Genomic DNA, 15,469 nt, shown 5'->3' on the forward strand with positions numbered 1-15,469 from the left:
CAAAATCAACAAATCATAGGCTAATTAATCTTAAAAGGGGAATTTGTATGATTTACACTATTACCTTTAACCCAGCCCTCGATTATATCGTGCGCCTAGATCACCTCAAGACGGGCACCATTAATCGTACAACTCAAGAATACGTTCTTGGTGGTGGCAAGGGTATCAACGTATCTATCGTGCTTAACAACTTGGGCATGGATACAACGGCACTCGGTTTCATCGCCGGCTTTACAGGTGAAGAAATCGTAACACAGCTCAATAGTTTCGGCGTAAAAGAAGATTTTATTCGCCTCCGCGAAGGATTAACCCGCATCAATGTTAAGGTGAAAGCCTCTGATGAGGAAACAGAGATCAACGGCCGTGGACCAATTATCTCGGACGACGAATTAGAAGCACTCTACAAGCAGCTCGATGCATTGACAGAAAAGGATACACTAATCCTTGCAGGCAGTATTCCTTCTAGCTTACCTAGCGATATGTACGAGCTCATTATGGAGCGCTTGCAACATAAAAACATTCGCATCGTCGTAGATGCTACAAAGGATTTACTTACACGAGTATTGCCATATAAACCGTTCTTGATTAAACCTAACAATCATGAACTTAGCGAAATCTTCGGACGCCCTCTTTCTACAAAAGAGGACCTCGTAGAAGCTGCCAAAGCATTGCAAGAGAAAGGCGCACAGCATGTGCTTATCTCTATGGCTGGTGATGGAGCTATCTTGGTCGCAGCTAATGGCACTGTATATACGAGCCCTGCCCCAAAGGGGACGCTCGTAAATTCTGTAGGCGCTGGCGATTCCATGGTAGCAGGCTTTATTACAGGCTTTGAAAAGACAGGGGATCTACAAGAGGCACTTTACTGGGGTATCTCCAGTGGCTCGGCCTCTGCTTACTCTGAAAACCTCGCTACACTACAAGAAGTAGAAGCATTACTTTCACAAGTACGAGTTAACTAGTTTTACATTTTATTTGCATCAAGGAGTACACATATGCAAATCACTGATTTATTAAAACCTCAATCCGTCCTGCTAAATGCAGACCCTGTTACAAAGGCTGACGCTATTTATACCTTAGGCGAGTTAATGGAAAAAGGTGGCAACCTCATCGACAAAGGTGAGTACTTAGCAGCCGTTTTTGCTCGTGAAGAATCTGGCTCTACCGGACTTGGTGACGGCATCGCTACACCACATGCTAAATCCACAGGCGTAAAAGAAGCAGGCCTAGCAGCTATGGTTGTGCCTCACGGCGTAGACTTCGAAGCACTCGACGGTCAACCATCTCGTTTATTCTTCATGATCGCTGCACCAGAAGGCGCAGCTGACACTCATGTAGAGGTATTGAGCCAATTAGCTATGATGGTTATCGACCCTGATTTCAAAGAAGCCCTCATCGCTGCTCCTACTGTAGAACGTTTCTTGGAACTCATAACAGCTAAAGAGCAAGGTAACTTTGATCCATCCGTTGAAGGATATATCAAACAGCCAGAATCTCAAGAGACTCCAAGTATTACCGATGCTATCGAAGCTAAAGCTACGGAAGCTATCGAAAAAGTGGCTCCTAAGATTTCTGTAGATAAACCGCACTACGATGTATTGGCTGTAACTGGTTGCCCTACTGGTATTGCTCATACCTACATGGCTGCTGAATCTTTAGAACGAAAAGCCAAAGAAATGGGCATTTCCTTAAAGGTTGAGAAAAATGGTGCTTCTGGTGTTAAAGATGCTCTTACAGCAGAAGAAATCGCTCATGCTAAATGCATCATCGTCGCTTCTGATCGTCAAGTAGAAATGGCGCGCTTTAACGGCAAACCTATGATTCAAACGAAGGTTGCGAACGGTATCAATAAAGCAGAAGAGCTTTTGACAGAAGCCATGGCCGGCACAGCAGCTGTATACCAAGCATCAGCAGCAGACCGCGAAGCTGCTGAAATCGCTGCTAGCGCATCTGACAGCGTAGGTCGTCAAATCTACAAACACTTGATGAACGGTGTATCTCACATGTTGCCATTCGTTATTGGTGGCGGTATCTTGATTGCCCTTGCATTCCTATTCGATATATTCGATCCTGCAAATCCTAAAAACTTCGGTTCTGGTACACCTTTATCTGCGTTCTTAATGCAAATCGGTGGTGCATCCTTTGGCTTCATGTTGCCAGTATTAGCTGGTTACATTGCTATGAGTATTGCTGACCGCCCAGGTCTTGTAGCTGGTTTCGTTGGTGGCTTATTGGCTAACCAAGGTGGCTCTGGTTTCCTTGGCGCATTGATCGCCGGCTTTGCAGCAGGTTATTTAGTATTATTAGTTAAGAAATTAGTCTCTGGTTTGCCTCAAGCATTGGAAGGTACAAAACCAGTTCTCTTCTATCCTGTACTTGGTGTATTGTTCATAGGTCTTGCCATTACCTTCGTAATCAACCCTCCTGTATCTGCACTTAACCAATGGTTAATGGACTCCTTGCAATCCATGGGCACTACTAGCCGCGTATTGTTAGGCCTCATCTTTGGCGCTATGATGTCCGTTGATATGGGTGGTCCTGTAAATAAGGCGGCTTACGTTATCGGTACAGGTGCTCTTGCGACTGGTGAATATGGTATCATGGCGGCTGTAATGGCAGGCGGTATGGTTCCTCCGTTGGCAATCGCTCTTTGTACTACATTCTTCCCTAGCCGCTTCACAGAAGCAGAACGCAAATCGGGTATTACAAACTATATTATGGGCCTTTCCTTCATCACAGAAGGTGCTATCCCATTTGCAGCGGCTGATCCAGTTCGCGTATTGCCTGCTTGCATCATCGGTGCTGGTACAGCTGGTGCGTTGTCCATGTTCTTCGAATGTACACTACGCGCTCCACACGGCGGTATCTTCGTAGTACCAACAATCGGTAACCCACTTCTATACCTTGCATCCATCGCAATCGGTTCCGTTGTGGCTTGCTTCATCTTGGCACTTGTAAAACCAAGCCTAAAAAAATAATTGTAAAAGCTAGTTTAATACTAGTACATATGACAAAAACGTACATATGCTAAATAAGTACATATAGCAAAAGGACTAGAACAAAATGTTCTAGTCCTTTTCTTATGTAAACTATCGACTTACATCATCATAAAATATGCCAAATACTTTCTTGAAAACTCGATTTGCTACATGATAGCTTTCAAAATCAAAGTCAGTCGGTGTTAAGAAAGTAACATGCTCATACCCTTTATAACCTGGTTGTGTAGGTTTACTTTCCCCATTAAGAGTATAATCCTGTTGCGCCTTAACAGTCCCTACAATACCAGAATCATCCATTTTTATATTCCATATATCATTTAAACTAAAATCAGGAAATCGTTGTGTAAACTCCGGCATTCTTGCTACTAAATTAACAAAGGAATACGTTAGATTATAGTCATACCGAATTGTATATTCCCGAATCAAATCAGAAGACGGTAATACAACGTATATCTTAGTCTCTATACTTTTTGTACGTGCATCGGTAGATATATCTCGAAGTGTGCTCAACTCAATATATTTACCATCTCCACCACCAGTATCACCTTTAGATATAATGTGTTCGAAACGACTTGTATCCTGCAATTCAGCATTCGAAACGGCTTTTACAGAATTAAAAGAACTACACAAAACACATAATAGTGCCATAAAAAATAAGAAACGTTTCATAAGGCACCTCATTTCACCACAATATCATCAAAATGCTGCTTATATGCAACGACAAACATGGCATCTGCTATAGCAAAGAGATTTTGATCGGAACGACTACGATCTAAAGGTCGTAATTGGTGCACTAAAGGAACTGTACTACTAACCTCAGTACCATCCCCATTAAATCGCTTCACCTCTCGTAAGTCAATTTGTATGCCAGAATCATCTTGTGCTGCCTTTATAACCGCATACATAGATGGGGATGGCTGTACTATTTGACTGGCGTGAATTAAAGAACCTAGTGAATAATTAGTATTATATGTGGCCGTTACTTCATATTCAGTAATAAACGTACCACGAGTATATTTATAAACGGTATAAAAAGTACCTTTTAATTTATAATGTGGCGCTGCGTATTCTAGTGCTTCTACAGAGTAAGTGTTTAAATAGTTTATTAGCCTATCCTTTGGATAAGTTCCTTGATAGGAATCGGTTTTTTGATATACATTTTTAAACTGTGGTGATCCATTTAATTCATTAATCGATATAGCCTGTGTCTGTACGGTGAAAGCACTTAGCACCATACAGGCTAATAAGAATTTTCTAAACATATTCTCTCCTTTATCAACAAAACTCAGCTAAATTACCAAAAGCATATCATATTTTATGGAAAGATGTATACATAAGAAAACGCCTATTCTAATTATTAAAGACAAAGTTTAATATTCCATGTACTTTAAAATTAATTATACTTTTCTAATTACATCTTCTTTACATCCATCTATTATTCATCTATATTTTCACAAATTGTACAAATATATCGATTTATGTTAAAATGTATAAATAAATTTTAAAATTATTAATTATTTTTTCAATTCTAGTTCGGAGAGTAATTCATGAAATCATCTAGGAAACGTAAGGTCACTGCCGCATTTTTTGCAGCAGCAGCGTTGGGTGGTGTTGCCCACGCAGCCCCTACCCTCAACATGAATGATTTAGTAGGTTCGAATACTACCACTGAATCAACGACGCAAGCCACTACGAATGTAGCGGCACCAGTCGTACGACCTGTAGTAACCCAACCTACCCCACCAATTACACAAACAACGGTTGTTACTCAACAACAAGCACCCGTAAGACCTACACAGGTACAACAAACTGTGCCAATGCAAACACAACCGGTGATGCAAGCACAAACAGTTAGACAACAAACTGTAACAACGCAAGCGCTGCCAAAGGTAACACCTTTGATTCCTCGTGTACGTCCAGTACCAGTAACAGATACTGCGAAAGCTTTATCTCAACAACATATGGCGGTTTCTCAACCACAATACGTTGTTAATAAACAAACTAACACTGTTATGGAGCCAACATTGGCTATGCATAGCTTGATGAATGTACAACGGAAAACAGAACCTGTTACTGTACAAAAACAAGTGGATGGCAAGCAACAAATTCAAACTACACAAGTACAACGTACGCCTGTAGTTGTACAAGAGCAATCTACTATGCCGTTAACAGTTGCAAATACAACAACTACTAAACCCGTGGTAGCTAAACAAAAATTGACTATCCGCGATATTCAACGTGCTGAACGTGAAAGAATCGCTCAATTAGAAGCAGAAGAAGCAGCTAAACAAAGTGGCGTGGTCCAAGTTGATCAACAAATGGCTGCCCAAAAGCAAGCCGAGGCTCAACGTCAAGCAGCAATTCTCGGTGAGCAACAACGTCAAATGGCGTTGCAAGCTGAGCAACAACGTATTGCCCAACAGCAAGCCGAAGCTCAACGTCAAGCAGCAATTCTTGCTGAACAACAACGTCAAATGGCGTTACAAGCTGAGCAACAACGTATTGCCCAACAGCAAGCCGAGGCTCAACGTCAAACAGCAATTCTTGCTGAACAACAACGTCTTGCGGCTGAGCAAGCTGAAGCGCAACGCCAAGCGGCTCTAAGAGCGGAGCAAGAGCGTATTGCAGCTCAACAAGCAGAGCAAGCACGTATTGCAGAAGCACAGCGTCAAGCGGCTGAACAAGAACGCCTTCGTATCCAAGAAGAGCAACGTCGTATCGCTTTACAACAAGCAGAGCAACAACGTCTTGCGGCTGAGCAAGCTGAGGCACAACGCCAAGCAGCTTTAAAAGCGGAGCAAGAGCGTATTGCAGCTCAACAAGCGGAACAACAACGTATTGCAGCTGAGCAAGCCGAGGCTCAACGCCAAGCAGCTCTAAAAGCTGAACAAGAGCGTATTGCAGCTCAACAAGCAGAGCAACAACGTCTTGCGGCTGAGCAAGCTGAAGCGCAGCGCCAAGCGGCTTTAAAAGCGGAGCAAGAGCGTATTGCAGCTCAACAAGCAGAACAACAACGTATCGCTGTGGAACAAGCTGAGGCTCAACGCCAAGCGGCTTTAAAAGCGGAACAAGAACGTATTGCAGCTCAACAAGCGGAACAACAACGTATCGCGGCCGAGCAAGCTGAGGCTCAACGCCAAGCGGCTTTAAAAGCGGAGCAAGAGCGTATTGCAGCTCAACAAGCAGAACAACAACGTATTGCTGCTGAGCAAGCTGAAGCTCAACGCCAAGCAGCTCTAAAAGCTGAACAAGAGCGTATTGCGGCTCAACAAGCAGAACAACAACGTATTGCTGCTGAGCAAGCTGAGGCTCAACGCCAAGCTGCTTTAAAAGCAGAACGTGAACGTATCCTTGCTCAACAAGCTGAGGAAGAACGTTTAGCTGCTGAAGAAGCTGCGCGTCAACGTGCAGAAGCTGCCGCTAAAGCTGAAGCAGAACGCCAAGCAGCTCTAAAAGTAGAACAAGAACGAATCGCGGCTGAGCAAGCTGAAGCGCAACGCCAAGCGGCCCTAAAAGCAGAACAAGAGCGTATCGCGGCTGAGCAAGCCGAAGCTCAACGCCAAGCAGCTCTAAAAGCAGAACAAGAGCGTATCGCGGCTGAGCAAGCTAAAGCTGAACGTGAAGCTGCTATAAAAGCAGAACAAGAACATATCGCAGCCCAACAAGCAGAAATTGCAAGACAAACTGCGATCAAAGAAGAACAAGAACGTTTAGCTGCTGAGCAATTAGCAAAAGAAGAAGCGGAAGCTGCTGCTAAGGCTCAAGCTGAAGCTGAAGCAAAAGCTAAAGCCGAGGCAGAAGCTAAGGCTAAAGCACAAGCTGAGGCTGAAGCAAAAGCTAAAGCTGAAGCTGAGGCCGCTGCTAAAGCTCAAGCTGAGGCTGAAGCAAAAGCTAAAGCTGAAGCTAATGTTCAGGAAAGCAAATTGCCTCAATCCTATGTAGATGCTCGTAATGAGGCATCCACTAAAGGATCTGTTGTAATAGAAGAGAAAGATATTCTTTCCCAACCAATGGAACCGCCATTGCAAGCCGATGCATCTTCAAAGATTAGTCTTGCCTTCGACGTGAAAAATTACGAATCTATGTCTACAACAGTAGATAATAAGGAAATCAAATATCGCGCCTTCGAATATATCCCTTACGTGGCTAATCCTATCGATATCGATCAACAATACATGAACATTTATGTACCAGAAGAATACTTCAACAACGGTACTGTAAATGGTTACAATACACAAACAGCCCCTATCTTCATGCCAAATGCTGTAGGTGGTTACATGCCAAGCCAAGCTATGACTCCAAAAGTTGAAAATAGCAAACCTAACAGTGTTGTATATGCATTATCCCGTGGTTACGTAGTAGCCTCCCCAGCTACACGTGGCCGTACAAACAAAGCATCCGATGGTAACTTCATCGGTAAAGCACCAGCAGTAATCGTTGACTTACAAGCAGCTACGGCATACTTGCATGCAAATGATTCCACTATGCCAGGTAATGCAAATCGCATTATCACCAATGGTACAAGTGCTGGCGGTGCGGTATCCTTGTTACAAGGCGCTGCAGGCAACAGCTCCGACTTCCAACCATATTTACAAGCATTAGGTGCGGCTACAGCGGCAACGAATGTATATGCAGTTTCTGCGTACGCCCCTATCACTAACCTTGATGCGGCAGATATGGCTTATGAATGGAGCTATAATGGTATTACCTCCTCCAACAAAGTATCCATGAGTCCTGATGATGTGGCTTACTCCAATCTGCTTAACGAACACTTCCCTGATTACGTAAATAACTTACAATTACATGACTCTGTAGGTCGTGTGTTGAAATTAGATAAGAATGGTAACGGTACTTTCAAAAACTATGTGAAAGAATTTATCGTTGCAGCCGCTAACAAGGCACAAGCTAAAGGTAGTGATCTATCTAAACATACATATCTTGTACGTGATAACAAAACCGGTACAATCAAAGATATTAACTGGGAAGCTTATAACCGCTTTGTAAGTCGTTCTAAAGCTCCAGGTGCATTCGATTCCCGTTCTAATGACTCTGGCGAGAACAACTTATTCGGTACAAGTACAATAGATAACAATCACTTTACAATTACTGCAGCTTTACACGATACAACCTCTAATCCAGAGGCATATGTACAAAATGCTAAGGTCGTTACTATGATGAACCCAATGAACTATCTCGGTTCTCCAGCAGCGACAAATGCACAGTTCTATCGTATCCGCTATGGTACAGCTGATAGCAATACATCTGTAGCAATTCCATTGATTGTTGGTACCCGTGCTCAAAACCTTGGGTATAAAGTAGATATGGCTACACCATTTAATGTAGACCATTCTGGTGACTACGATCTAGATGAATTATTCAACTGGATGGACAATATCGTTAAGAACGGTAGATAATTACAATTAAATACATACCATAACATGAAAGGAGCTACCTAGTAGCTCCTTTTTCTTTATGTTAAATTAAATATCCCTAACATAAACTTCCACTATGTTAAGCACGAAAAAGCCCCTCAAAACGAGGGGCCTTGATATATTAGGAAAGCATATTCACTGCTTTCACCAATCATATTCTATTACACTTCAGGGAATAAAGCTGTAGACAAGTAGCGTTCGCCTGTATCAGGAAGAATTACTACGATGTTTTTACCTTTATTTTCAGGGCGTTTTGCCAATTCTTGAGCGGCCCAAAGAGCTGCACCAGAGGAAATGCCTACCAATACGCCTTCTGTATGACCAAATGCTTGAGATGTAGCGAAAGCATCTTCGTTAGTTACTTGGATTACTTCATCGTAAATATTAGTATCCAAAGTATCAGGAATGAAGCCAGCGCCTAAGCCTTGGATTTTATGAGGGCCTGGTTTGCCGTTAGACAATACTGGGGAATCAGTTGGTTCCACAGCTACTACTTTAACATCTGGGTTTTGTTCTTTTAAATAACGACCTGCACCTGTTAGAGTACCACCTGTACCAACACCTGCTACATAGATATCTACTGCACCATCTGTATCTTGCCAGATTTCAGGACCAGTTGTTTTATAGTGAATTGCTGGGTTTGCTTGATTTACGAATTGACCCGCCTCGATGGCACCAGCTGTAGCTGTTACAATTTCTTTAGCCTTTGCAATAGCACCTTTCATACCAAGAGAGCCATCAGTCAATACAAGTTGAGCACCATAGCCAAGCATCAATTTACGACGTTCAATGGACATTGTTTCAGGCATTACGATAACTACTTTATAGCCAAGCGCTGCACCAACAGCAGATAAGCCAATACCTGTGTTACCAGATGTAGCTTCTACGATTGTACCACCTGGTTGTAATTCACCAGACTCAACAGCTGCTTGAATGATCGCTGCTGCAATACGGTCTTTTACAGAACCACCTGGATTAAAGTATTCCAATTTAGCGAAGATATTAGCGTCTGCACCAAATTTAGCACCAAAACGTGTAGCCGCTAATAGCGGTGTTTTACCAATCAATTCAACAAAAGATTTTGCAATTTTAGACATAGTAGTTACTCCTTATTAAATAGAACCATCCCAATTATCATATTTTGTATCAAGTTTAGCGTAAGTTCCGTCAATTACATCTTGAAGAGTTACGTTTTCTAAATAATCATGAATATAGTTTTGTAATCCTGCCCAGAAACCAACAGTGCGTTCGTTGATTACCGTATCAGTACTCACCCCTTCATCAAGGGTGGAAATGATAGCCATAGATTCCTCTGTAGCAAGCAAAATTTCAATAATTGTGTACTCTTTAGGGCTTTTAGACAATCGATAGCCGCCGTATTTACCACGAATGCTATCCACTAGGTTTGCAGCACCCAAACGAGCTACGATACCTTCTAGGTATTTTTCAGAAATGCCTTGTCGCTCTGCCACAGATCGCAAAGATACTGGTTTATCTTGACCTTGCTCTGCTAAATCGATGAGAACCATCAATGCATAACGACCCTTTGTGGAAATCCTCATATATGTTGCCTCTCTTTGTAAAAGTTAGTGCGCTAACACACCCCATGTTATAAAGCACTTGTTATACTATTTTTATAAAACCTTGTATATTACTAGGAATTAATTTCATTATAGACCACTCATGACAAAAAAGCAAGAACTTATTTCCTACTTTTACAAAGGGATATAGATAACACAAAAGGACCAGCCCGAAGGCCAGTCCTTTTGCGTATAGTTTGTAGTTTGTTATATGAGGTTTACCATGATGAATTGGAGAGGGTTCATCTGGTATTGGGACTTACCGTATCGTCAGGAAAACGATGCGCGCCCGTGTTCTTGTCATTTGAGGAGTTGTCTAGATTACTCTAGCACTTAAGTATAGGTTTCTAAATTAGATTTTACCTACAAGATCAAGACCTGGTTTTAAAGTGTCTTTACCTGGTTTCCAACGTGCAGGGCACACTTGGTCACCATGTTTTGCTACGAATTGAGCAGCTTGTACTTTACGAACCAATTCTTCAGCGGAACGACCGATACCCATGTCATGGATTTCAGCTGTACGTACGAAGCCTTCTGGATCTACTACGAAAGTACCACGGTATGCCATAGCGGATTCTTCTTGGAATACATCGAAGAAGTCAGCTAATTCATGTTTTTTGTCAGCTAACATGTAGTACTCGATTTTATTGATAGTTGGAGAAGCATCAGACCATGCTTTGTGAACGAATTCGGAGTCACAAGATACGGAGTAAACTTCGCAACCCAATTCTTTCAACTCTGCATAGGAGTTTTGTACGTCTTCCAATTCAGTAGGGCACACAAATGTGAAATCTGCTGGATAGAATACGAATACAGACCATTTACCCAACACGTCTGCAGTGCTTACTTTTACCAATTCAGGTTTTTTGAAAGCATCAAGTGTAAATTCAGGAAGTTGTTTACCAATAATAGACATGTTATGTCCTCCTTGTGTGAGTTTCAAATTGTAATGATTATATTTGTATTGGTGCACTTAACACCATCGGTATATCTATCTTTGTCTATATAATAACAAATATCATTCAATATTGCAAGTGTTATTTTTAAATTTATCGATATATTTTTTCAATATTTTTCGATGTAAATAAAAAAGAAGAAAGATGCTCATTTCTGAGCATCTTTCTTCTTTTTACGTACTACAATAGATTTACTACTTATAGTAGAATGATCAAAAGCGATTAAACCCGCTATATTAGCAAGCCCTCTCCGTGCTATGTGACCAGTTGTAGATTGTTCTTTTCCCGATTTACCATATACAAACTGCTCTAGTTTGAGTGCAGCTAATATAAATATACCTATAATAGATAAAAGAGATCCCATGGCTCTACTCTATTTTTTTAGTTCTAAGATCGCATCTACTAAACCGCGGAATAATGGATGTGCATTATTTGGACGGGATTTAAGTTCTGGATGCGCTTGTGTACCGATGAAGAATGGATGATTTTTCACTTCTACACTTTCCACAAGTCGACCATCTGGAGATGTACCAGAGATAACAAGACCAGCATCAGTCAATTGTTGACGGTATTCGTTATTGAACTCATAACGGTGACGATGACGTTCATAGATAAGGTCTTCCCCATACACTTCGCGAGTTTTTGTACCCGCTTCTACTTTACATGGGTAAACACCAAGGCGCATTGTGCCACCTTTTTTATCTACATCAACTTGGTCACTCATCAAATCGATCACTTTATATTTAGCGTTTTCATCGAATTCGCTAGAAGTGGCACCTTCCATACCGCATACGTTACGAGCAAATTCCATTACTGCAGTTTGCATGCCAAGGCATAGACCAAGATATGGAATATTGTTTTCACGAGCGTATTGGATTGTGCGGATTTTACCTTCTACACCACGAGAACCAAATCCACCAGGTACGATGATACCTTCAACACCATCAAATATCTCTTTAGGATCTATAGATGTATCATCAAGTTCTTCGGAGTCAATCCAACGAATATTCACTTTAGTACCCGTAGCAATACCAGCATGATCTAGAGCTTCAACTACGGATAAATACGCATCATGTAATGCTACGTATTTACCAACGATAGCCACTGTAATATCTTTGCTTGGATTCAAGATTTTGTGAACCATTTCTTTCCATGCAGTCATATCGCAAGGACGTTCTTCAAGACCTAATTTTTTGATAACGATGTCATCAAGACCTTGGTCTTGCATCATCAATGGTACTTCATAGATGGAGCTGCAAGTTTTGTTTTCAATAACTGCTTCTGGTTCTACGTCGCAGAACAAAGCAAGTTTTTCTTTCATTTCATCAGAAATATGTTTTTCACTACGGCATACCAAGATATCTGGTTGAATACCGATGCTGCGCAATTCTTTTACGCTATGTTGTGTAGGTTTTGTTTTCAACTCGCCTGCTGCATTGATGTATGGTACCAATGTAACGTGAATGTACAGTACGTCGTTACGACCTACTTCTTTTTTTACTTGGCGAATAGCTTCCATGAACGGCAAGCTTTCAATATCGCCTACTGTACCGCCGATTTCAGTGATAACTACATCAGCGTTATCCTCTTTACCTACGCGGTATACATTTTGTTTAATTTCATTTGTAATATGTGGAATTACTTGTACAGTGCTACCCAAGTAGTCACCTTTACGTTCTTTATTAATTACAGACCAGTACACTTTACCAGCTGTAATATTAGAACGTTTACTAAGGTTAATATCGATGAAGCGTTCATAATGGCCTAAATCAAGGTCAGTTTCAGCGCCGTCATCTGTTACGAATACTTCACCATGTTGGTAAGGGCTCATCGTACCAGGGTCAATATTAATGTATGGGTCAAATTTTTGAATCGTTACATTGAAACCGCGGTTTTTAAGCAAGCGACCCAAGGATGCTGCTGTAATCCCTTTACCAAGAGAAGAAACAACGCCGCCAGTTACGAAAATATACTTAGTTGCCATGATGCCTCCCACCTATTACATTTTTTCCGGAGCGGAAATACCTAAAATACCCAAGCCTTGACGAAGTACGAGGGCAATTGCTGTGATTAATCCTAGACGAGCTTGTTGCAACGCTGGATCTACGCCAATGATACGACCTTGACGATAGAAGGAGTGGAACATGCTTGCTAAATCGTATAAGTAACGAGCAATACGATGAGGCGCGCGATGTTCAGCAGATTGAACTACCTCTTCTGGATATTCAGCTAATTTCTTAATTAATTCTAATTCCATTTCGCTTGTAAGCGTTGTGAAATCAGTTTCACTATAATCGCCAAATGCGATGCCAGCTTCACGCACTTGGTTGTAAATGCTGTGAATACGAGCATGAGCATATTGGATATAATACACTGGGTTATCATTGCTACGAGATTTCGCCAAGTTAATATCGAAATCAAGTTGGCTATCTAAGGAACGCATCAAGAAGAAATAACGAGATGCATCTACGCCTACTTCATCAATCAACTCATCTAATGTAACGCTATCGCCACTACGTTTAGATAATTTAACGAGTTCCCCATCGCGGAACAATGCTACCATTTGTAATAACAATACAGTTAATTGGTCTGGGTCATAACCGAAAGCGGCCATAGCAGCTTTTACACGGCACACATAACCATGATGGTCAGCGCCCCAAATATCAATCATTTCTTTGAATCCACGATCATATTTGCTACGGTGGTATGCAATATCTGCCGCCAAGTATGTAGGAACGCCATTATCACGAATAACAACGCGGTCTTTATCGTCACCATAATCAGTGGATTTCAACCACAAAGCGCCGTCTTTTTCGTATACTTTGCCAAGAACCTTCAACGCCTCTATAGAGTGATGAATTTCCTCAGTTTCGTGAACAGTACGCTCAGAGAACCAATTATCAAAAGTAACGCGGAAGTTTCTCAATGTCTCCTCTAGGCGAGCTAGTTTTTCTTTAAGACCTTCCTCTTTGAACAAGGCAATACGATCTGCTTCGTTCATAGCATTCAATTTATCAAAGCCTTCGCGTTCTGCAATAGCTTTTGCAGTCTCGATAATATCAGGACCTCGGTAGCCATTTTCAGGGAACACGAGAGCCCCTTCTGGAATATCGAATTCAGGCATGGAACCATCTTCGTTGCGCTTAGGTGGGAACACTAATGTCGCACCTTGCAACTCTTGGAAACGGTACTCAATGGAGATAGCCATATTATCGATTTGGTTACCCGCATCATTGATATAGTACTCAGACTGTACATTGTAACCTGCTGCACGCAACAAGTTTACAAGTGCACTACCATACGCAGCACCACGACCATGACCTACATGCAACGGACCTGTTGGGTTCGCACTTACGTACTCTACTTGAATCGTATCGCGTGCACGCAATGGTTGAACACCATACTGATCTCCAGCATTTAAAATGGCTTTCAGCGTATCGTACACCATATCAGATTTCAAGAAGAAGTTGATGAAACCTGCACCAGCAACCTCAGCACGTTCGAGCCAATCAAAATTCATATGGCTAATCAAAGCCTCTGCAATAGCACGAGGGTTTTGACGGGCTATACGAGCGGATTGCATAGCAATATTTGTAGAAAAATCACCGAATTCTTTTTGAGGTGGCACTTCGAGAACGATTTCTGGATATTCCCCAGCTGGTAAACCACCGCTGTTAATCGTATCTTGTAATGCCTGTTCAATCCCCGATTTCAGGATTTCCTTCATTTCCATGCTCTGTATCCTCCCGCACGTCTATATCTAACTGATTATAAAATTGCCATTCACCTTCAACGGAAATGTCATATCCTAAATGAACATGACCTACGCCTTCGTGAAAGTCTACTGTTAATTCATGAGTGTTCACGGCCATGTGTAAATCACCATACGGTGTTTCATACACGGACTCGCGCTCTTCACCACGGACGTATTGATGACGCATATTCACAGCCCCTGTTCGGAGCAATACAATAGAGTCATCATGGATTTTAATGGTCGTCTTTACCCCATCTAAGCCAGTCACACTAGATTCTTCGTAACGCACATACTGGGCATTACCCTTTTCATGTGATGTACCTGGGGAAATCAGTTCCACTACGGTATCCTTGCCGTCCATATCTCGTTGTACACTTTTTACGGACACTAGAACCCGCTTCATTTTCAACCTCCATGGTAGTAATCAATCATCATATTATACCATAATTAAGGACTATTTTGCACCCTTAATGAGCCTCAACTTCTTAGTCTTAGTCATCTGTTTAATGGCATATTCCCTACGTTGAGCCTCATGTTTATGGTGAAAGCTTTCAGCATACACCAAGGTCACAGGGCGCCGGCCCCTCGTATACTTGGCACCACCTGGAATATGTCCATTGTGCGCATCAATACGGCGCTCAAGATCTGTAGTCCATCCACAGTACAAGGAATCATCCGCACAACGCACCAAATATATATAGTGCAACTCATCAGATCCCTTCATTTCACCAGTCCCGTCCTGCAAGAT

At 41.9% G+C, this 15,469-nt stretch carries 13 protein-coding genes; 3 read left to right on the forward strand and 10 right to left on the reverse strand.

Annotated elements, in window-relative coordinates; genetic code table 11:
- Nucleotides 1–47: 47 nt before the first annotated feature.
- Nucleotides 48–962 (forward strand): 1-phosphofructokinase, encoded by a 915-nt coding sequence (gene pfkB, locus KH364_RS01440; protein WP_273298112.1) that lies wholly within the window; start codon nt 48–50, stop codon nt 960–962.
- A 33-nt stretch (nt 963–995) separates the two neighbouring features.
- Entirely contained in the window at nt 996–2,978 is a 1,983-nt protein-coding gene (locus tag KH364_RS01445) for a fructose-specific PTS transporter subunit EIIC (RefSeq protein ID WP_273298114.1), read from the forward strand.
- Nucleotides 2,979–3,089: 111 nt separating this feature from the next.
- Here KH364_RS01445 and KH364_RS01450 read toward each other — a convergent pair whose 3' ends face one another.
- Nucleotides 3,090–3,668: a hypothetical protein gene (locus KH364_RS01450; RefSeq protein ID WP_009352446.1), complete on the reverse strand. Its 579-nt coding sequence runs from the start codon at nt 3,666–3,668 to the stop codon at nt 3,090–3,092.
- 8 nt (nt 3,669–3,676) lie between these two features.
- Nucleotides 3,677–4,261, reverse strand: coding sequence for a hypothetical protein (locus KH364_RS01455; protein ID WP_009352230.1), 585 nt, complete (start codon nt 4,259–4,261; stop codon nt 3,677–3,679).
- A 285-nt stretch (nt 4,262–4,546) separates the two neighbouring features.
- Here KH364_RS01455 and KH364_RS01460 point away from each other — a divergent pair, with 285 nt between their 5' ends.
- The gene (locus KH364_RS01460; RefSeq protein ID WP_273298116.1) at nt 4,547–8,413 is read left to right on the forward strand and encodes a subtype B tannase; all 3,867 of its coding nucleotides are present in this window, start codon (nt 4,547–4,549) and stop codon (nt 8,411–8,413) included.
- 179 nt (nt 8,414–8,592) lie between these two features.
- On the opposite strand, the gene cysK is transcribed toward KH364_RS01460, so the two are convergent.
- From cysK to KH364_RS01500, 8 genes are all read right to left on the reverse strand, one after another.
- The gene (gene cysK / locus KH364_RS01465; protein WP_273298118.1) at nt 8,593–9,528 is read right to left on the reverse strand and encodes a cysteine synthase A; all 936 of its coding nucleotides are present in this window, start codon (nt 9,526–9,528) and stop codon (nt 8,593–8,595) included.
- 15 nt (nt 9,529–9,543) lie between these two features.
- Nucleotides 9,544–9,993, reverse strand: a complete 450-nt coding sequence (locus tag KH364_RS01470) for an Rrf2 family transcriptional regulator (RefSeq protein WP_004698292.1) — start codon at nt 9,991–9,993, stop codon at nt 9,544–9,546.
- A 370-nt stretch (nt 9,994–10,363) separates the two neighbouring features.
- Nucleotides 10,364–10,927 (reverse strand): alkyl hydroperoxide reductase subunit C, encoded by a 564-nt coding sequence (gene ahpC / locus KH364_RS01475; RefSeq protein ID WP_009352518.1) that lies wholly within the window; start codon nt 10,925–10,927, stop codon nt 10,364–10,366.
- Between the two features lie 188 nt (nt 10,928–11,115).
- Nucleotides 11,116–11,331, reverse strand: a complete 216-nt coding sequence (locus KH364_RS01480) for a hypothetical protein (RefSeq protein ID WP_105098084.1) — start codon at nt 11,329–11,331, stop codon at nt 11,116–11,118.
- Nucleotides 11,332–11,340: 9 nt separating this feature from the next.
- Nucleotides 11,341–12,951, reverse strand: a complete 1,611-nt coding sequence (locus KH364_RS01485) for a CTP synthase (RefSeq protein WP_273298124.1) — start codon at nt 12,949–12,951, stop codon at nt 11,341–11,343.
- 15 nt (nt 12,952–12,966) lie between these two features.
- Nucleotides 12,967–14,700: an arginine--tRNA ligase gene (argS, locus tag KH364_RS01490; protein WP_273298126.1), complete on the reverse strand. Its 1,734-nt coding sequence runs from the start codon at nt 14,698–14,700 to the stop codon at nt 12,967–12,969.
- On the reverse strand, nt 14,666–15,124 hold the full coding sequence (locus KH364_RS01495; RefSeq protein ID WP_005385333.1) for a DUF1934 domain-containing protein: 459 nt from the start codon (nt 15,122–15,124) through the stop codon (nt 14,666–14,668). Before KH364_RS01495 ends, argS begins: the two co-directional genes overlap by 35 nt.
- Before the next feature lie 51 nt (nt 15,125–15,175).
- Complete coding sequence (locus tag KH364_RS01500; RefSeq protein ID WP_273298377.1) at nt 15,176–15,445, reverse strand: GIY-YIG nuclease family protein; 270 nt, start codon at nt 15,443–15,445, stop codon at nt 15,176–15,178.
- Nucleotides 15,446–15,469 lie beyond the last annotated feature (24 nt).

It is taken from the genome of Veillonella sp. oral taxon 158 (assembly GCF_018376515.1).
Classification (GTDB): Bacteria; Bacillota; Negativicutes; order Veillonellales; family Veillonellaceae; genus Veillonella; species Veillonella rogosae.

Excerpts from the sequence above, each read along its gene's own strand:
- pfkB (WP_273298112.1), top strand. The coding sequence starts at position 48 with ATGATTTACACTATTACCTTTAACCCAGCCCTCGATTATATCGTGCGC.
- KH364_RS01445 (WP_273298114.1), top strand. The coding sequence starts at position 996 with ATGCAAATCACTGATTTATTAAAACCTCAATCCGTCCTGCTAAATGCA.
- KH364_RS01450 (WP_009352446.1), bottom strand. The coding sequence starts at position 3,668 with ATGAAACGTTTCTTATTTTTTATGGCACTATTATGTGTTTTGTGTAGT.
- KH364_RS01455 (WP_009352230.1), bottom strand. The coding sequence starts at position 4,261 with ATGTTTAGAAAATTCTTATTAGCCTGTATGGTGCTAAGTGCTTTCACC.
- KH364_RS01460 (WP_273298116.1), top strand. The coding sequence starts at position 4,547 with ATGAAATCATCTAGGAAACGTAAGGTCACTGCCGCATTTTTTGCAGCA.
- cysK (WP_273298118.1), bottom strand. The coding sequence starts at position 9,528 with ATGTCTAAAATTGCAAAATCTTTTGTTGAATTGATTGGTAAAACACCG.
- KH364_RS01470 (WP_004698292.1), bottom strand. The coding sequence starts at position 9,993 with ATGAGGATTTCCACAAAGGGTCGTTATGCATTGATGGTTCTCATCGAT.
- ahpC (WP_009352518.1), bottom strand. The coding sequence starts at position 10,927 with ATGTCTATTATTGGTAAACAACTTCCTGAATTTACACTTGATGCTTTC.
- KH364_RS01480 (WP_105098084.1), bottom strand. The coding sequence starts at position 11,331 with ATGGGATCTCTTTTATCTATTATAGGTATATTTATATTAGCTGCACTC.
- KH364_RS01485 (WP_273298124.1), bottom strand. The coding sequence starts at position 12,951 with ATGGCAACTAAGTATATTTTCGTAACTGGCGGCGTTGTTTCTTCTCTT.
- argS (WP_273298126.1), bottom strand. The coding sequence starts at position 14,700 with ATGGAAATGAAGGAAATCCTGAAATCGGGGATTGAACAGGCATTACAA.
- KH364_RS01495 (WP_005385333.1), bottom strand. The coding sequence starts at position 15,124 with ATGAAGCGGGTTCTAGTGTCCGTAAAAAGTGTACAACGAGATATGGAC.
- KH364_RS01500 (WP_273298377.1), bottom strand. The coding sequence starts at position 15,445 with ATGAAGGGATCTGATGAGTTGCACTATATATATTTGGTGCGTTGTGCG.